Origin of the sequence: Sinorhizobium alkalisoli (genome assembly GCF_008932245.1) — a bacterium.
GTDB classification, from domain to species: Bacteria; Pseudomonadota; Alphaproteobacteria; order Rhizobiales; family Rhizobiaceae; genus Sinorhizobium; species Sinorhizobium alkalisoli.
Window position 1 is genome coordinate 3,140,960 of record NZ_CP034909.1, and the last position, 18,181, is coordinate 3,159,140.

General features: G+C 60.3%; 12 protein-coding genes. 10 read left to right on the plus strand and 2 right to left on the minus strand.

The features are described from left to right. Window positions 1–564 precede the first annotated feature (564 nt). The 5 genes from EKH55_RS15135 (at window position 565) to EKH55_RS30275 (ending at window position 10,645) form a co-directional block, all read left to right on the plus strand. Window positions 565–774, plus strand: coding sequence for a DNA cytosine methyltransferase (locus tag EKH55_RS15135; protein ID WP_210249903.1), 210 nt, complete (start codon window positions 565–567; stop codon window positions 772–774). A gap of 492 nt (window positions 775–1,266) precedes the next feature. Beyond that, a complete protein-coding gene (locus EKH55_RS15140; protein WP_151611734.1) occupies window positions 1,267–3,027 on the plus strand; it encodes a hypothetical protein in 1,761 nt (586 codons plus the stop codon). Further along, window positions 3,024–3,887 carry a hypothetical protein gene (locus tag EKH55_RS15145; RefSeq protein ID WP_151611735.1) on the plus strand — a complete coding sequence of 288 codons (864 nt, stop codon included), beginning with the start codon at window positions 3,024–3,026 and terminating at the stop codon, window positions 3,885–3,887. The genes EKH55_RS15140 and EKH55_RS15145 overlap by 4 nt, the downstream gene beginning before the upstream one ends. Then, window positions 3,884–9,523, plus strand: a complete 5,640-nt coding sequence (locus EKH55_RS15150; RefSeq protein ID WP_151611736.1) for a DEAD/DEAH box helicase — start codon at window positions 3,884–3,886, stop codon at window positions 9,521–9,523. Before EKH55_RS15145 ends, EKH55_RS15150 begins: the two co-directional genes overlap by 4 nt. Before the next feature lie 78 nt (window positions 9,524–9,601). Then, window positions 9,602–10,645: a PD-(D/E)XK nuclease family protein gene (locus EKH55_RS30275; protein ID WP_192803722.1), complete on the plus strand. Its 1,044-nt coding sequence runs from the start codon at window positions 9,602–9,604 to the stop codon at window positions 10,643–10,645. 373 nt (window positions 10,646–11,018) lie between these two features. On the opposite strand, the gene EKH55_RS15160 is transcribed toward EKH55_RS30275, so the two are convergent. Both EKH55_RS15160 and EKH55_RS15165 read right to left on the minus strand, forming a co-directional pair. Beyond that, a complete protein-coding gene (locus EKH55_RS15160; protein WP_151611738.1) occupies window positions 11,019–11,900 on the minus strand; it encodes a Cfr10I/Bse634I family restriction endonuclease in 882 nt (293 codons plus the stop codon). A gap of 153 nt (window positions 11,901–12,053) precedes the next feature. Continuing rightward, entirely contained in the window at window positions 12,054–12,296 is a 243-nt protein-coding gene (locus EKH55_RS15165) for a helix-turn-helix domain-containing protein (RefSeq protein WP_151611739.1), read from the minus strand. Between the two features lie 182 nt (window positions 12,297–12,478). Here EKH55_RS15165 and EKH55_RS15170 point away from each other — a divergent pair, with 182 nt between their 5' ends. The 5 genes from EKH55_RS15170 (at window position 12,479) to EKH55_RS15190 (ending at window position 17,641) form a co-directional block, all read left to right on the plus strand. Further along, window positions 12,479–13,771 carry a DNA cytosine methyltransferase gene (locus tag EKH55_RS15170; RefSeq protein WP_246231737.1) on the plus strand — a complete coding sequence of 431 codons (1,293 nt, stop codon included), beginning with the start codon at window positions 12,479–12,481 and terminating at the stop codon, window positions 13,769–13,771. A gap of 105 nt (window positions 13,772–13,876) precedes the next feature. Continuing rightward, window positions 13,877–14,281: a very short patch repair endonuclease gene (locus EKH55_RS15175; protein WP_246231805.1), complete on the plus strand. Its 405-nt coding sequence runs from the start codon at window positions 13,877–13,879 to the stop codon at window positions 14,279–14,281. A 658-nt stretch (window positions 14,282–14,939) separates the two neighbouring features. Continuing rightward, window positions 14,940–15,842 (plus strand): hypothetical protein, encoded by a 903-nt coding sequence (locus EKH55_RS15180; protein WP_151611741.1) that lies wholly within the window; start codon window positions 14,940–14,942, stop codon window positions 15,840–15,842. Between the two features lie 112 nt (window positions 15,843–15,954). Continuing rightward, window positions 15,955–16,890, plus strand: a complete 936-nt coding sequence (locus EKH55_RS15185) for a HipA domain-containing protein (protein WP_151611742.1) — start codon at window positions 15,955–15,957, stop codon at window positions 16,888–16,890. A gap of 1 nt (window position 16,891) precedes the next feature. Then, window positions 16,892–17,641, plus strand: a complete 750-nt coding sequence (locus EKH55_RS15190; protein ID WP_151611743.1) for an HIRAN domain-containing protein — start codon at window positions 16,892–16,894, stop codon at window positions 17,639–17,641. Window positions 17,642–18,181 lie beyond the last annotated feature (540 nt).

The window sequence follows — 18,181 nt, forward strand, 5'->3', positions numbered from 1 at the left end:
GGCGGCTCTCCTATAAGCGGCTCAAATCCCAAACTGTGGGCTGAGTCACCGGCTGACTCGATAAGTGTTCGGCAGGCGGATGCCCAACCGTAAATATTCGTTCTCATACTCAAGAACCGCGACATCGACCCAGCGACATGCTCCAACTATGGATGAAACCGCCGCCAAATGCTCTAGGTGCGGGAAACAGACGCGGCGGTAATGCCGGCCGGTCGGAATTCCGCAGGCGTGCGATCCCGTGTTCCCGCATAAGGGCCGCGAGCCAATCTCAGTGGGCGTTGGCTGAGCGTTCCCTCGGCCACTTGAGGTTTTATACGCGGAACTGTACCATCGCTTGCGATTACGCCAAAAGGGGTATTTCTGCTGAGAGGGGACAAGGCAGCGCCAGAGCATTAAGCAGCGGCGCAAGCTTCTTAGCCGAATCGGGGTGGAGTGAGATACATACAGAAAGCAAGGCGCTACCGAGAACTCGTTAGCCTCCAGCGGAGTCGGCGGATTCTGCGAGGGTGCACGGATGGCCGGCTGGAGAGTCCGGACAAGCCATCCTATGCCATGTTGCCGCAGATGCACCGTGATCTCTCCGAGTGGATCGACCGGTGGACCAATGTGCGCGAAGCGGCCCGCCTGCGGTCGGTTCACGATCGCTTTGTCTTCCACGGAAGCGAATGGCAGCAGTTCAACCAGGTCGCCAATGCGGTGTCGCGGCCGCGGGGGTTCGCAGTCGCAAGAGCGGCAGAAGGCCTTCTGGCGCGTGCCACTATTGCGAGCGGGTAATAGCTTCGCATGTCGGGGGCGCTTCTTTTCCTGTTCGTTTCGGGGAGCTTGGGCGGGGCAGCGCTCGGTTTGTGGCTCCTTTTCCGGCGCAGCCGGCGGTGGGTGCAGCCTGCCGCGGTCGGCCATACTCGCGATGTGCAGCTTGAAATCCGGCCGCAGCTGGCTGCACCGACAGATCACATAGCAGGCCCAGAGTCTACCCAAACTCCAGCGACGGGGTCATCGGATGACGAGATAGCTGCGTGCGCGCCCGGTGCGGAAATGCCGGGGACGCCCGATCCAGCCGAATTCCTAGATGATCAAGGTCTTGCGAATGCGGAGGAGGAGGCGCCGACAGGTGAAGCTGCTGACCCGGGACGTACCCAAGCTACAGCGTCCAGGTGCTTCCCTTCGGGGAGTGATGTCTGCGCCAACGCGCTAATTGCAGCCGTGCACGCCGTGCCTGACCCCATCGAAATCCCGGATGATCCGCCCGGAAATGCGGAGGAGGCGATGCGTGATGACAGTCACCATGCGGAGGCGCTGCTTGCGACGGAGGACGATCTCGCCGTTCAAGCAGCCGCGGCGGGCCACGATCTGCAGACTTTGCATGAAACGGCGGCACCTTACGCCGCGGCTTCGCCGGGCGCTCTGAAGGCGAGCACAGCTGGGCTGGTGGCACCTGCCCAAAGCGAAGGACACATGCAAGACGCCGATGGCGCCAATTTGCCGGGCGATCGCGATCCACCATTCGCTGGAGCGCTCACAGACGCGAACGGCGAATGTGGGCAGCCGCCGGGAGCAACTGCGGCCGTTCCGGGGACCCTCGCCGAGGCGCTCACGTCCAAGCTGGCCGCGAATGCTATTGTCCAGCCCGACCTGTCGGCGCCGGCGGAAGCGCCGGGCGCCGAGACTGCACCGGCAGCAAGGCCGCGCCCCTCCAGGCCCGCTCAGCATCGCGACAGGCGCGGGCAGCGGAGAGTGCCGCAGGTGCAATCCGGAGCCGCCTCCCAAGTGGGGCTAGCCGCCGTGGCTGAGGCGCTGCGCACGCCCGCAGAGGCGAAGCTGCGTCTGATCCTTCATCCGGTCCGCCGTACCGTCGGTCTCTCTGCGGTGATGGCGCGACCAGCCGGCTATCCGGACCGGATCACGCTTCTCTTCGGGGCCGGAACGGAGCTGGGAGCGTACAGCGAAGACCGTTATGATGATGTGGACCTCGAATGGACTCCGGACCTGCTCTCAGGAGAAGTCAGGCTTGGCTGCAAGGAGGGATACCAATGGCTCCGGAGTAGCCGGCGCGTTCACATCTTCAGGGAGCAGGCGGATGAGCCGGGGCTGATTTCGGTCAGCTTCGCAGCACTGGCCTCGTCTAACGCAATTGTCTGCCGCCAGGAAGATGCGGACGCAGTCCGGTCAGCGGCGGCCGCGTGCGGCTCAGCTGAACTAGTTACGCATGATCGCTGGACGGGCGTGCCCGAGGGTTGGGTGGTGCTATCCAGCTATCGCCCAACCCACGCGGCCTCTTCCATGCTCGATACCGGCCTTACTGGTCTTGATCCGGGCATTGGAGGAGTAATCCGCCTGTCAGGCGGCCTTCAGATCCGCGCCGGCTCCTTCGCCCAGGGCAGTCCTCCGAAAATCGAGATCGAGCCCTTTCCAGCTGGAGCCCGTGTTACTATCGACGGGATTCCTGCCGAAGCGGACGATGAAGGGTGCTGGCGGGCTGCAGGGTGGGATGAGCCGGGAGACCACCTCGTCGACGTGATCCCCGGGCCATCCCTGACCTACCGCATTGTGGGCGACCCTTGGGCGGAAGGCGGCTGGGAATTATGGAATGCACATGCCGACCGTTTTCCAACGTCGCACGATGCGCCTTGGGCGCGCGCGCAAATATGCGGCGCCAGCGTTGCGGGTCCTTCCGGCGAGCACGTCGTGGCCGCCGAAGCAATGTCAAGCGTGATTGCGCTTGGTCTCCGGCGCGGCATGGCGATGCTTCGCCCGAGGCCTGATGCGCCTGTTGCGGTTGGGCTCCTTCGCGAGCCACCCGCCTTCCTGATTTCATCGTCGGGACCCCGCCGCACTCAGGGGCGTGTCGACTGGCTTGTTCCACCTGCCGGAAAGGAGTTCTCCCAATTGATCGACCAGTCTTGGGTGGCTGCGGTCCGGAGCGCGGCTTCTCGAAGGCTGCCGCTTAGCACTGACAGTCCGGCGGCCCAGGAAGCCTGGCGCAGGGCGAGAGCGCGGGCACGGCGCTACCGGAAGGCAGGGGCATGACGGACGCGGCTCTCAAATGGATGTCATTCCGGCGGTCGGGCAAGATCGCCGATCTCGGAGCCGATCTGACTGGCGGCTCGCCGCGCCGCGTTCTCGACGACCTCGTTACGCTTGGTCATGCGGAAATAACTGTGGCCGGTGGCTGGCGGGTTGCGCCCCCGGTGCTGGCAGGATTGCCCCGCGAGGTGGGCTCATCCGCGGTACTTTGCGGCGCTCGGACGCCGGCGCTTCTTGAGAGCCTCGGCAGGGCCAGCGATGCGTCCGGCGGCCAGATTAGCGTCTTCCAGCAGAGCGCCGCTCCGGCCGTAATCACGGTCACAGCTCCGTCCCGCGACGCCCTCGTTCACCTGGCCGAGTCAGCTGGGCTGCCATTTCAGACGGAGGCGGGGTTGCACTTGCTTGCATGCTCCCCGTCGATTCGGGAGTGGCCGCGCACACCGTTTCCGATGGTGGAAGGAAAGGTCGATTCGGTCCGCCGGTTTTCGAAGTCACGCATGCGTTGGGTGGCATCCACGCTTTCGGAGGCAACCGCCGCCGCCAAGGGCTTCTTCCGTATCAAGCGCGACTGGGATTGGGTCAGCCTACTCAAGAGCGGACCTGGATCGGCATCGCTGATCGACGATCGCGCCGGGCGGCTTGCCACGGCGGCCAAGTGCAAGGCGGCCCGTTGGTCGCGCGAGGGCGGCGTGCTATCGCTTCCCGCCCAACTCTATCCACCGACAGTAATGGCGCGTGGACTCGTGCTATGCAGCGGATATCTCCCGAGTTTCGACCGGGAAGCGATGCAGATTAGCTTTGCGGGCGTCCAGCCAGAACATCTGAGACTTATCCTCGCGCTTACGGGACTGAGGCTGCAATGAGCAATCCAATCGATACGTTCAACAGTCTGAAGAGCGGCTATCTCAGGTACTTCGACAGTCCGTTCGACCTGCGCTTTGAAGACCTCGTCCAGGCCCGCCGCCGGCTGCTCGACCGTGATGGCGTCCTCTATCGCGAGCCCTTGATTGAGCCTCAGCCGGGATATGTCCTGAGCGGACATGACATCCAAGCGGCGGCGGCGGCTGTTCTCGCCGGCGCGAGCGGATGGTCGGCGCAGATGGTAACCGACCTCGCCGACGTGGCTGAGGAGGGGCTGTTCTTGACGCGGGGAGCCCGGCCTATCGAGCTGTACCGCCACCAGGAGGCGATGCTGCGCGCAAGCGTGGTAGACCAGTCGGACACGGTCATCCTCACTGGCACGGGCTCGGGAAAGACGGAGTCGATCTACCTGCCTGTCCTTGCGGCGCTTGTCCGTGAATCGCTCGGCTGGACTTCAATTCCGGCAGCTCCCCGGAACGACTGGTGGTCGATGTCTCCGCCGCCGGGATCCGCAAATCGCGTGAATCATCCACGGATTTCTCAGCGGGCGCACGAGGCAGGACGCCGGCCAGCCGCCATCCGGGCACTCGTTCTCTATCCGCTAAATGCCCTCGCCGAGGATCAGATGTCGCGGCTTCGCCAGGCGATGGACAGCGACCGGGTGCGCGGCTGGCTGAACAGGCGCCGGCCAGGGAACAGATTTTGGTTCGGCCGCTACACGGGTTGGACACCGATAGCGGGCAACCCTCTTCGTGACGGAGCGGAAGCCGAACTGAGAACTGAGCTGCGACGGCTCAGCTCGCTTGCCACGCGGGTGGCGGGGACCGACGCGCAGCGCTTCTTCCCGAGGTTTGACGGCGGCGAAATGTGGAGCCGCTGGGACATGCAAGATGCGCCACCAGACATCCTCATCACCAACTACAGCATGCTAAACATCATGCTGATGCGGGACATCGAGGCCCAGATCTTCGCTGCCACGAGAAACTGGCTCGCCGATCCAGCCAACATTTTCCATCTGGTGGTTGACGAACTGCACGCCTACCGAGGAACGCCTGGTACCGAGGTCGGATACATCCTCCGTGTTCTTTACGACCGTCTCGGACTGCACCCAGACCATCCGCAGTTGCGCATCCTAGCGTCGAGTGCTTCGCTTGGCGACGACGATGGCCGCGCCCAGGACTATCTCCACCAGTTCTTTGGCCGGTCCCGTCCCTTCACGCTGATACGTGGCGGCGCCGAACCGCTGCCGGCTGGTTCGACTGGGCGCCTTGCTGGATTAGCGCAGCCTGTCTCCGACCTTGGGTTCGCTGCGATATCAGGTTCGGATGCGAACCTCGAAGCTGCCATCGGGGCATTCGCGGCTGCGGCGGCAGTCGAGGTTCCGGATAGCGCGCTTCCGCTTCCGGAGCGGCTTGGGGCCGTACTTTCTGCCATTGGCGCGCCCGAGGCGATACGGGCTGCTTGTAATGACGGATCAGACCAGAGTCCGACGGTCGTCCCCCAGACTATAGAGGCACTCGCCGGGTCCCTCTTTCCGGACGAACCTGAGCCACATGCCCGCGAGGCGGCAACTGCATTGATTATGTCCATGTCGGCCGCGCAGGCGGATGGAGGGACGCCGCTGCTGCCCACTCGGGTCCACCTCTTTTTCCGAAATGTGCAGGGCGTGTGGGCATGCACGAATCCAGCGTGTTCGGGCTCGCACTGGTCGGAACCCGACATACGGGTTGGCCGCCTGTTCGACCGGCCGACAACAACGTGCGACTGTGGCTCGCGCGTACTCGAGATGCTGTACTGCGAGCCGTGTGGCGACATTTTCCTCGGCGGCTACAGGCGCGTGCTCAGTCAGAACAGCTGGTCACTTGTGCCAGACGACCCAAATATTGAGAAGGCGCCTGACCATTCGGCAAACGACCGGAGCTACGATAACTTCGCTGTCTATTGGCCTGCGCGGCTAGCGGACGGAACCCTCCGCCAGCCACAGCGCTCTACATGGAGTCAGGAACGCGTGCGGCGCGACTGGCGGATGGCGCGCTACGACCATAGGACCGGTGAGATCGAGGTTGCGCGGCGCGCTGCAGATGCCACTGGGTGGCTGTACCACGTTGCCGACCTTCACCAGAACCCCGTGCCGCCGAGAGCGCAGGCGCCGAGCATCCGCAGCGAGCGTCCATCGGTGTGCCCCCATTGCGAAGCCGACTGGAGCCGCATGGCGAGCTCCGCCCCAATACGTACCCAGCGCACCGGCTTTCAGAAGGTAGCCCAGGTGCTCTCGGACTCGCTTTTGCGGGAGATTGCGCCTCCGGAGGTCGAGGCGGGCCACCCCGTCGAAGATCCTCGGCGGAAGCTCGTTCTGTTTTCGGACAGCCGGCAGGACGCGGCCAAGCTCGCGGTTGGCGTTGCAAAGTCCCACTGGCTTGACGCGCTGCGCCAGGCTCTGGTCAGCGGAATGGATGACAGTACGAGGGCGGCGCTGGCCTTCGAGCAGCAGGTCCACGGCGTGGCGCTGAGCGCAGAGGATGCCGCACTTGCGGGCATGTTCGCTACGGGCCGGCAGAGCGAGGCCATGGCGATCATGGCCGCTCAGAACCCCGCTCTGGCGGGAATGCCGTCGGCAGTTGGCGGGCTTACGATGCGGCAACTCGCCGACCGTACACTCGGCCACGCGAGATTGGGCCTTTCGAGAGCAACCGACCTCGAAGAGGATGCGGCTCGAAGGCTGCTGACGACAGGGATGAATCCAGGCGGTGTCGACCGCAGCGTAATGTGGACGGACCTGAGTGAGAACCAGGGACAATGGCAGCATCTCTTCGACTGGGCGCTGGTCCCGCCCAGCTACCGGGCGGCGCTAAGCGCGGAAGAGGCCGATCATCGCACCCGGATTCAGACCGCCGCGCGCGAAGCTGTCGCTGAATCGCTGTTCTCAGGCGGCCGGCGGGATCTTGAATCGCTGAGGCTCGGATGCGTGACGACGGACCGGCTCAGCTTCCCCGCGCGGAGCGCCGTATATCAAGAAGCGGCGGACAGCTGCATTCGCATGCTGGGCAAGCGGCGGCGGATCGATACGCATCGCGCGACAGGGGACGACAACCAGCTCCCCAAATACGCTCGCGATTATCTCGAAGCAGTGGCCAACGCGAACGCGATTGCTCCAGCGGACTTCGAGCGCGATGTCACTGCGCTGCTGACACGGGCCGGCGTCTTCAGCCAGGGCATTGTTCTGTTTCGGGGTCTGTTCGTGGCGGACCCTGGCGAGCGCTACTACGAGTGCGGTCGCTGTTCGCGAGTCCATCTCCACCGTAGTGGCGGCATCTGCAGCGGGTGTCTCACGCCACTTACGGCGCCGCTAGTCATTGGCGTGGACGATGCCGGCCGGGACACAGATTACTACCGCTGGCTTGCGCTGAATGCCGGTCCGATCTTCCGACTGAATTGCGCCGAGATGACTGGTCAGACCGACAAGGTCGTTGCGCGGGACCGCCAGCGGCTGTTTCAGAACATCACGGTTGGGGACGAGGTCGCTCTCACTGAAAACATCGATCTGCTGAGCGTCACCACGACGATGGAAGCCGGTGTCGACATCGGCTCCCTGCTTGCTGTGATGATGGCAAACATGCCGCCCATGCGCTTTAACTATCAGCAGCGCGTGGGCCGCGCCGGCCGTCGAGGGGCCGCCCTTTCGCTCGCGCTGACCCTCTGCCGGGGACGAAGCCACGATGACTATTACTTTCAGCGGCCCGAGCGGATCACTGCTGATCCGCCCCCTCCGCCATACGTCGACACCAACCGACTCCAGATTCTGCGACGGGTCCTTGCGAAGGAGGTGCTGCGAAGAGCTTTCTCGGACTTGGGGCTATTTGCGGGAACCGCCGGTGACAGCGTGCATGGCGAGTTTGGCATGGCAACAGCCTGGAACCTCCCGCCCGATAATCTTCCGGTGGGATTCGCACCGGGCGATGTTGCAGGTGTGGTCGCTCAATGGATCGGGCGAAACCAGACGCTCGTCGAGCACATCTGCGACGCGCTGCTGGTCGAGACGCGACTGCGCGCCGCGTCGTCGAACCGCGCTGATGCGGTGAACTGGATCATGAACGATCTGGTCCGGGAAGTGACGCATGCGGCTCAAGACCAGAGCCTTGTCCAGGATGGTCTGAGCGAGCGCCTCGCGAACAAGGGAATTCTGCCCATGTTTGGCTTCCCGACGCGCGCACGGCTGCTCTACCACAGGCAGCCGCGGAACTGGCCGCCGCGCCAGACGGTCGATCGCGACCTCGAGTTGGCGGTGAGCATGTTCGCGCCAGGCGCGGAGACAGTGAAGGAGCGAACGATCCACACCGCGATCGGTGTCGCGCACTACATCCGGCAAGGGCCGTTCGCAGCGCCTGACCCGAATCCGCTCGGCCCGGCGGTTATGGTCGGCCTGTGCGGCAACTGCCAGCATGTCGAGACGGCGGCTCCCAACAGTCCCGCCTGTCCCGTCTGTGGGGCGCCCGCGGGAACCGGTGACCGTGACTATCAGGCGATGGACCTGCGGCAGCCCAAGGGGTTCGTGAGCTACTTCACCAAGGCGCGCGACTACGACGGCGTCTTTGATTTCGTCCCGCGCGCAGCGCGGCCGAAGGTGGGTCGCCCGCCATTTCCCATCGGCGCCCATAGGAACTTCGATATCGGCGCCGGTCAGGGGCGGCTGCACGTGATTAATGACAACGCCGGGCGCCTATTTCACCTCTCGGCTGAACCGTGGGCCGGAGGAGCGATGGTAGACGTCGCTGCTGCGAACTCGGCGGATGAAAAGCATGCAGCTTCAGTTGGAAGACCGCCGGGAAGGCCGCTGGCACCGACAGCGCCGGTTGTTACATGTGCGCTCGCGGCCATCAGCGAAACCGACATGATGCTGCTGGGCGTCCGGGACTATGGGCCCGGCCGTGCGGCAGATCCTCGAACTCCAGCGGGCCGGGCAGCGCTCTATTCTCTAGCTTTCATGCTAAGACGGGCGGCGGCCGTCTATCTCGACATTCAGGACTATGAGCTGAAGGCGGGGATTAGAAGTCAGGAAGATCCTGCGCTCGGCTCGGTGGTCGGTCAGGTGTTCCTATGCGACACGCTCGAAAATGGCGCGGGCTACGCGACGCATCTGGGACAGCCAGCAGTCAGCGAGCAATTGCTGCAGATGATCGTTCAGAACTCGCACCGGCAGTTCCACGACAGGCTTGTCGATACCTCGCACGCGGATGCCTGCGACACATCGTGTCCAGACTGCCTGCGCAGCTACAGCAATCTCGCGTATCATAATCTTCTCGACTGGCGGCTCGCGATCGATATGGCGAACCTCGCGCTGGACGCAAACAGCGCGATATCGCTTTCATCGCCGATCTGGGCGCGAGTGGCAGATCTTGCTGCATCGACACTGGCAGCAGCCCGGCCCGGCTTCACGCGTGCGACCTTTGCTGGGCTTCCGGGTCTGAGCAACGGCTCGGAAGCGATGATAGTGACCCACCCTCTTTGGCTGACTGACCGATCGGGGGCGGGTCCCGAAATTGCTGCCGCTTGGGACGATGCCGAACGCAACCATGGAATCCGGATCGATCCATCGTGGAGTTTCATTTCGGTGTTCGAAGCTCTGCGGCGGCCCGCGTAGATGGCAGGAAGCCCGAAGATTCCGATACGACCTGCGGCTCGGACGAGCCCGACCCTTTGGTCTCAGATGCGGCTGTGCATGCTGAGGGCGATCCTGAGCACCTCGAGGGAAGCCGATGACTGGGTGCTCGACAGCCCCCGTGCATGGCTCGGCACAGCGTTTCATCGTCTAATGGCGGCGCACCCCTCAGACGAGGCCGCAGCGGAAGTTCTTTGGGATAGTGCGATCGGTCAGGTGCTGGAGGCCGCATCTACTCATCGGCTGAACCGGCGGTTCGGGACACCTGAGCGCTGGCCGGGATACTATCTCGTGCGCCAGCGCGCTATAGCATCGGCCGTGCGAAGCGGGCCATTGCCCAGGACGGCTGCGCAGCCGGCGAGGCCGGCCTCATCGATGGACGGGACCGAGAAGCTCTTGACTGCACGCAATGGACGGCTCGCCGGAAGGCCGGATCATTTCGACCATCAGTCCGTGACGGAGTACAAATCAGCACTGCCCGATCCGGGATGGCCGGAGGCGGCAAGCGTCGTCGATGGATATTGGCGGCAGCTCAGGCTCTACGCAGTGCTCGTGGGTGAGACAGCGAGATGGCCGGTGGTCGCGCGAATTGTGTCCGCATCCGGCCAGGTTCTCGAGGAGAGCGTAAATAGAATGAATTGCGACGCAGAGGCAGATGCTGCGGTCGCCGGCCTCCAGGCAATGAACGAGGCGCTGGAGCGTGGTTTCGACAGCAGCGAGCTCGCGAGCCCAAGTGAAATCGCGTGCGGACAATGTCAATACCAGGCAATCTGTCCGGCATTCTGGTCCAGGTGTGCATCTGCCTCTTGGCCTCAGCTGCGAGAACCGGCTGCGCGCGGGACGCTTGTGTCCATAGATCCCGGCGTCGACGGAGATCTCTACGCCGTCACGCTTCAGCTTGAGGGCAGGCACGGTGCCGGCGGTCCACAGTCGCTGGCGCTGAGAAGGTCAGTGCATGGTGATCTGACGGCCCGCGGCAAGGGAGCGCGAATTCGGGTCGTCCATGCAAGTATGCGGCCCGACGGGCGCCTCCGAGCTGGCATATCCACGTGCGTTTTCCTGGAAGACGAGCTACCGGAACTGGAGTGCAAGGGTTCTGCCTGATGTGCCGCCGTATTCAGAATCTCGAGAAATAGCGCCTCGGCGCCTGCGGGCCGTTCACGTGTTCGGAAATAATGGAGCGCGTCAAACCAGGAAGTCGCTCGGGTTTCGACGGCATCTAATCTGTTGATGCCATTCTTGTTGTCTTGGACATCCGCTGTTTGGGGACTTCACTCATAGCAGACCTCTGAAAAGATAGCTGAGTAAGCCGTTTGTACCCACATACCATATGCCGCGAATTCTGTTGCTCTCTGCATGGCAGGGTTGAACACTGGAGGGTTCTCCTGCATCAGTTGGAGAATGTTGGCACTTAACGTCTGCGATAGTCGACGTGGACCCCCTTCGCCATATCGACCCTTCACCTCAGCAACTGGCACTAAAGCGGGAATTCGGGCAGCTGATTCAAGATGTGCTGCGCCGTGTCTCGCGGGGAAAGCGCTAGATATGTCTCGTCAATAGCCTTCGTAGGGGTCCCTCCTGCCAAAAGCGAGGTCATCGATGCGGCCTTGTAGCGTCCGACAACATCGGCGTTGGCGAATGTCTCAAGATGGGCGTGAAATTTAATTGCTGGCCCGCGAAGCACGTAGCCCAAGATGTACTTTAGCACGTTGGCCTCGAAAAGGGCTTGGTACAGTCTGTCGCTTCGGGTGCTCGTTTTCACGGCGATTGCGAATAGGAAATGGCGGCCTTCGAGTGTACCCTGAATTCCTTGCCAGGCTGTGTCCAAGATGTCCTGGCTCGTATAGCTTAGATTAGGCAGGGGCGTCAGAAAGGGCTTGAACCCCTCGGGGATGGGGTCGGGCATTCTAAGGCCCAGAATGTCCGGCGTGCTGAGCTTCAGTTCCATCCCGCGCTTCTGAAGCGCCACTTCGAACGCTTTGTATTCCGCGCGCGCCTTTTCGTTCAATATGAGGGTCGTGTCGGCCCCCCGAGCCATTTTTACGATAGCTATTTTCCGCGCGGGGCTGGGGACGGCGTCCTTGGGCTGACTAAACACGGCGCTCGACCAAACTCCGGTGTCCATGAATGAATTCCAGGCGGCAGCAGCGTTCCATAGTGCGGCCGCTTCCATCGTTTCATAGATATCACCGTCGACCTTTGCCTTTTGAGCTTCGGTCAGTTCGAATGCCCCTGGCCAGATCACGTGGCCAGCCGCGTCGACATTTTGGTATGCTTGTCTGCGGTATTCAGCAAAGGGACGAGTTGGATCGGGGTCGTTGTCGGTGCCGGGAACAAAAGTATCCAGCGCACAATCCATAACCCGCCGCTGAGTTATCTGGAATTGGGTGTTGCGCCCGCGTATCCGGCCGCCTCTCGTGTCGACGAGGCACCCTTTGCCCGCGGCATTGCAATTAAGGCACACGACCGCTTGACTATCGCTGTGAGGGGCGCTGGGGAACGTAAATGGCACCTAGTTTTTCCCCGGTTGGCTGAGGGCTATCTGTCGCGCGGTTGCGAACATAACGTCGAGATCGACCCCTAGTGCCTCAGAGATATTCTGGAGATTGCGGAGTGACGGGTTCCTGCGGCCGCGCTCGATTCCACTGACATATGTTCTGTCCAGCCCGGCACGCTCCGCCAATTCCTCCTGCGATAGGCGCACGAGTAGTCGGTGCTGACGAACGGCAGCGCCGTAGTACTTCGACAGGTCCATAGTGCCCCTGAGTCGTATGAGGCTCCTGCGTACGACCGATGGCTGGCGATCTCCACGGACTATGAGTCACATCGAGTTAGTCCACAGGGGAAAGCCCCTTTCCCACCGTCCCCTCAGGACTCAGGCCATAGGGACTGTTGCCAGCTTGAGTGACCACCTCTAATGTCGCTGGAAGTGGACTCATGAGTCCCTTCAATGCGCCGGTCACTTTTGGGGACACTATGACGAAAAAACCAACGGCAGTAAGCCTCTTTTCGGGGTGCGGCGGGTTTTGCGAGGGTGTTGAGCTTGCCGGATTCGAAGTGAAGGTGGCGGTTGAGTTTGATCGATTCGCGTGTGAGACGTACCGCGCGAACTTTCCGAAGACGCCTCTTTTTGAAGGCGATGTTCATGATTTCCTGTCTGGAGAGAACTTCGACAAGCATCTGAAGATGTGCGGAGAGGACGTCGATCTGGTGTTCGGTGGCCCGCCCTGCCAAGGATTCAGCCAGATTGGGCCTCGCAATCTCTTCGACGACCGGAACCAACTATATACTCAGTTCGCTCGCGTAGTTGATCAGCTTCGGCCGAGGATGTTTCTCTTGGAGAACGTCCCCAACATCCTATTAATGAAAAAGGGCCATTTCCGAGATGCGATAATCACGCATTTTCGAGGCTTGGGTTATGGGAATACAACGTTTGTAAAGGTCAGCGCGGCTGACTTCGGCGTACCTCAAACGCGTGAGCGAGTGTTTTTCTTTGGCACGCGGGACGATCTGAACTGCGGCGGAGAGATAACCGATTTCGCACTCAAGCTTCTCGACGCTCAAAAGGTGGAAGAACAAACGACCGTCTGGGACGCCATAGGCGATCTCCCGAACCAGGTCGTTCCATCTGGAGGCACGCTCCCATACCCACCAGTAGAGCGCGCGCACCCATTCCTGCGAATGATGCGACTCGACTACTCGGAAGGATGTTACGCCAAGTCTACGAAACGCAAGCGGGCGATTGGCCGCGGCGAAGCGCAGCTTCATAATCACCATACCAAGGAAATGCTGGAGAAGCGCGCGCGTCTGATCACATACCTCAAGCCGGGAGAGAAGGCCGACTCGCTGCCGAAGGAGATTTGGAACGGCGCGCGTCCTGAAAAATGGCGTCGATTGCATCCCGATCTGCCTAGCTACACTATTCTTGCACAGATGCATCGTGACCTCTCGGAGTGGGTCCATCCAAAGCTCGATCGGTGGATCACGGTGCGGGAAGCGGCTCGACTGCAGTCGTTTCACGACGGATTTGTGTTCAAGAGCAGCGAGTGGCAGATGCTGAAGCAAATAGGCAACGCTGTTCCGCCCTTGCTTGCCTACTCTGTGGCAACTATGGCAAAAGCCATCCTCGTGGACGCAAGCACGCCAGCCGGTGCGTTTGAGGGCTTCGGAGAGCCCGTCGACGAAGAGGTGGCGAGCGTTGCGCCTAACGCGGCTAGACTCTCAGCGTGAGTTGCCGACGTCCGACGGGCAGAGTTGCGTCGCAGGAGAGACGGTCCCCCGACGCAGGGGCAAATCTTGGTAGACAAGCTAACGCCGGAGAGGCGTAGCGCCAACATGGCGCGCATCGCTTCTAAGAACACCAAGCCTGAAATGATTGTCAGGCGAATGGTCCATGCAATGGGTTACAGGTACCGCCTTCATCGGCGAGACCTGCCGGGAAAGCCTGATCTCGTTTTCCCGAGCAGAAGGGCGGTCATATTTGTGCATGGCTGCTTCTGGCACCACCATCCTGATCCCGCTTGCAAAGACGCGGTTCTACCCAAGTCCAGAACCGACTATTGGAGCCCTAAGCTCGCCCGAAACGAGGAACGGGATAAACAACACGTCGAAGCGCTAGCAGCTGAAGGGTGGCACGTTTTGATTATCTGGGAGTGTGAAGTTTCAGCCGCCGACTTATCAGACCGGATTCGTCGCTTTCTCGAGCACACTGCGGTTCCCCGACCCGGTGGGGTATACTAGCTTGGATTTACACTGCCATTCGTCGCGACTTTGAAGGTGAAATTAGCGACTTGCGCACATTTACTCGAAAGCCCGCGACCTTGCCCACTGGGGGTCCGCTTGCGCGTTCCGCCGCGCAAAAAGCGATGCGCACGGGTTGGAGCAGAACAGCGGTAGTTGCCGAAATCGCGCCCGCATGCGCCGTGTAAGCACCGCCAGCGATAATGATAAATCGGACGATCTCCATGCAGCGGTTCAGCCAACTGGCCAAATCGATTGGCTTCCTCGGTATCGGGATCGAGACGATTTCTGCGGCAAATATCCGCCATCCAGAAGACTGATGTCGTGGAGGCGAGGAACGATGCCTGCCGCACTGATTAAGATGTGCGGCGGATTCGTCGAATCAAAGCCTGCCCGTTGAGCCTGGGCGAGTGTGAAATTAATTTCACTGCCGACTTCTTCTGCGCCTTAGTTTTTACGCTCGATAGGTCAAGGAAGAGTTGCCCGCCTGCCATGGGTAGTTTTCCTCCAGATTGGACTAGAGTCGGGTCTGATCTAGAAGCAGCTTCGTGCCCGGCTGCATCGCCTTTACTTAACCGAAATGGCTTCTGTGGTAGCTTCGCCAACCGTAAATCAAGGGTGGGCTAAAATGCGATAGACGTAGAAGTAATTTGTTAAATTGAGAGAGACCATCGAAGGTAGAGGTAAAGCGGTGTCCAAAGTCTTCTTCACCTATGTTTGGGGTCCACCCGGAAATCCTGCTTGGCCCCTGACGTTTGCCACTAAGGCCGCTCGGTCACATGCCAAGAAGGTGCTTTCTGAGGGGGATTTCGTCTTTACGATAGGCACACGCGGAGAGCCAACGGGGCCTGAACACAGGGGCAAAGTGCTCGGGGTCTTCCAGGTCTCCGACCTCGAAGTTAATACGCAGGATTACGAACTGCCGCGCAATCACGCTCGTCCTGAGTTTGATGGTGTGATCCGCTTTCCCTATGCGCTGCATCCGATAGCGGTCTGGCAGGTTACATCGCCCGATAGCATGTTTTCCACGTTAGTCGGCCCCCTCACACCCAACCACCACCTGCAAGCACAGTCGAAAATCGTCGAATTGGACGCGGCCACTGCCGCTCCTCTATTGGGCCTTGAACGTCATCAAGTCCCCCCCACTCTCCCCCGGACAGAATTTGGACGAGGTTTGGTGGCCTTGAAGAACAGCAAACTCGCACCCAAGCACCAAGGCAATTTCAGCGGAACCTTTGGCGATCATGACGTCTGGTTCGTTTATGCGCTGGTCTTGCAAGACGCGCGAAAAAAGGTCCTCGCGATAAAGGTGGGATATTCATTTGAACCCGAGCAACGTGCTGTCGCCCACAATGGACCAATGGCCCCAGAAGTCACCGGCCTCAAGTGGGAAGTGTTTTTGAAACAGGCAACGTCGTCGGAAGACGCCGCACGACAGATCGAGCAGGCGGTCTTGGCTAAGCATGCAAAGCACCGCTTAGCCAGCAACGGTGAAATCATTGCGGGTGTCGATCCTCTTGCAATCGCCGGCACGATTGCAGACATCATGCGCAACAGCTAAAGGTTGTCTTGCCGTGAAAGAATTTGTGGCGGTTTGCATATTGACGCCGACGGATATCTTGCAATTCATGTCGATGTCCACGATCTACTGGTAAGTAAAAAACAAGTCACGCATGCAAACGTCTGATCAGGTCATTTTCGTAGACACGTGGGAGCAGGATGAAGACTTCCCCGTGTTTCCTATTGGCTCTAAGCCCAAGCGCATGTTGCGCGCGCCTCTAGATGCGCAAGAGCACTTTATAATCCCGGGCCACGCCTATCTCTTCAAGACAGCCCTAAACTGGCAAGCGCATCAGATTTGGTCGGAGATTGTAGCATTTCGGATCGGTGCCCTTCTGGGGCTCCCGGTTCCGCCATGCTTTGTGGCGGTTGATCGAAATACGGGCGATACGGGGGTGCTAGTCGAATTCTTCTATGGCTATCCCGCAGATCCCCAACCGGCGCGGCTAGTGCATGCCGTGGATTTCATGGAGCGGATTATCAAGGATGTGAAGCGCGGCCGACCGCACGCGCTTCAGACAAATATGGTTATAAGCCGGACGTTCGTGGATCGAGAAGATGCGGTCAGTTGGTGGGCGCACGCTATCGCATTCGACGCCATGATTGGGAATGCCGATCGGCATCCTGAAAACTGGGGCTTTCTTTTCCGATTGGGCGAGCACCAGCAAGCGATATGGGAGATGGCTCCGCTGTTTGATAATGGCACTAGCTTGGGCTACGAGATCCAGGAAGCAAACATCCCAGCAATGCTCGACCCAGTGAGGCTCAGCGCGTATGTCAATCGTGGCACGCATCATTGCAGCTGGAAATTGACCGATGATCGCCCTGGTCCTCACTTCGAGCTTTGTGCTCAATTTTTGGCTGCGCATCAGAACGCTGGCATTTCGATGGAAAATGTGATTCGATTCGCATGGCCGCAAATCGAGGCAATCGTGACGGATTGCATGAGTTTCAACGTGCCGCTGCCTTTCACAAAATTGCGCGGTGACTTGGTGTTGGCACTGTTGAAGGAACGGGAAGCGCGCCTTCGCGCTCTGTTGGGAATTTAAAATGGATAATTGGATCGAGCACATCTCCGAGCCTGAGAGCCTGATCCTTGCTTGGCAGGCACCGGATCAATTTAACGTGCGCTTTAGGTGGGCCGTGGCTCGCCTGGAGCGTTCGGGAGAGGGTTGTTCGCTGAGATATCTAACTCCTTCGGAGTTTCCGGAGTTGAATCAGGGCCGAACTTTTGAGGAACTGCTTTCTCTGGGATATGCGGGTTACCCAGCCTTTAATATGAAGCGCAAGGTCCACGACAGTGACGTGCTGGCGACGTTTATGCGACGACTGCCGCCGCGCAATCGCTCGGACTTTGGAACGTTTCTGAGGCAATTTCGCTTGAGAGACGACGTTGGATTATCGAATTTCGCGCTCCTCGGTTACACGGAAGCAAAGCTGCCCAGTGATGGGTTCTCGATCGTTGATCCTTTGAACGCTAGCAGCGAGCGCTGCGAGCGCATGCTGGAGGTTGCCGGGTATCGCTACTACTACAAGGATCTTAAGCGCCCCCTAGTGGTCGGCGATGAGGTCGTGATCAGAGCCGAGCCGGAGAATCCACACGATCGCAATGCTGTCTGTATCGAGGCAAATGGTGAGAAGATCGGAAATGTTAACCGTCTGCAGGCCGACGCGTTCCAGCAATGGATCAAGACGCGCAGGGTCACCGGAGTGATCCAGCGCTTAAACGGCAAGCCGGATCATCCGCGCGTGTACGTTTTCGTTTACGTGAGACCTGACACGACGCGCGCAGCGGCTTGATGAAGCCTAGGCAGAAAGAGAAGGCTCGCAGATCGCTGGGCCTTTTTCCAAACCGACTCGATCGGGATTACTGCCGCGTCGGTTTCTCCTCCACTACCGAAGGTGAACTTGGCGACTTACGCACATTTACTCGAAAGCCCGCGACCTTGCCCACTGGGGGTTCCGCTTGCGCGTTCCGCCGCGCAAAAGCGATGGCGAAGCGCTGATCCCAATTTAGTCGGCGTGCTGATGGGCCTGTGCCAGCTTTCGCTCTTTCGTGAATAGCTGACGGAGCAGCTAAGGCGAGATTCTCCCGACACTGGTACATTTATCTGGTACATTCTAAGCGTTCCGCCAAGGAGGGTGTGAGCGCAATGATCTGAAATTGTTAATAGGGGCAAAAGTGGAAACTTCTCCCCCCCTCTCCGCCATTGCGCCATTCTAACGCTCTGAAGTCGCTGAATTCAATTCACTATCGAGGTCGCGTCCCTAACTTGATCCCTAACATTTGCCTCCGTCACGAGCGATCTTATTTATTCGTTTCGGTACCGTAATGATGCC

Coding starts and splice junctions, on each gene's coding strand:
- EKH55_RS15185 (WP_151611742.1), top strand. CDS start 15,955: ATGCAAACGTCTGATCAGGTCATTTTCGTAGACACGTGGGAGCAGGAT.
- EKH55_RS15135 (WP_210249903.1), top strand. CDS start 565: ATGCACCGTGATCTCTCCGAGTGGATCGACCGGTGGACCAATGTGCGC.
- EKH55_RS15150 (WP_151611736.1), top strand. CDS start 3,884: ATGAGCAATCCAATCGATACGTTCAACAGTCTGAAGAGCGGCTATCTC.
- EKH55_RS15175 (WP_246231805.1), top strand. CDS start 13,877: ATGGCGCGCATCGCTTCTAAGAACACCAAGCCTGAAATGATTGTCAGG.
- EKH55_RS15145 (WP_151611735.1), top strand. CDS start 3,024: ATGACGGACGCGGCTCTCAAATGGATGTCATTCCGGCGGTCGGGCAAG.
- EKH55_RS15140 (WP_151611734.1), top strand. CDS start 1,267: ATGCGTGATGACAGTCACCATGCGGAGGCGCTGCTTGCGACGGAGGAC.
- EKH55_RS15160 (WP_151611738.1), bottom strand. CDS start 11,900: ATGGATTGTGCGCTGGATACTTTTGTTCCCGGCACCGACAACGACCCC.
- EKH55_RS15190 (WP_151611743.1), top strand. CDS start 16,892: ATGGATAATTGGATCGAGCACATCTCCGAGCCTGAGAGCCTGATCCTT.
- EKH55_RS15170 (WP_246231737.1), top strand. CDS start 12,479: ATGAGTCCCTTCAATGCGCCGGTCACTTTTGGGGACACTATGACGAAA.
- EKH55_RS15165 (WP_151611739.1), bottom strand. CDS start 12,296: ATGGACCTGTCGAAGTACTACGGCGCTGCCGTTCGTCAGCACCGACTA.
- EKH55_RS30275 (WP_192803722.1), top strand. CDS start 9,602: ATGCTGAGGGCGATCCTGAGCACCTCGAGGGAAGCCGATGACTGGGTG.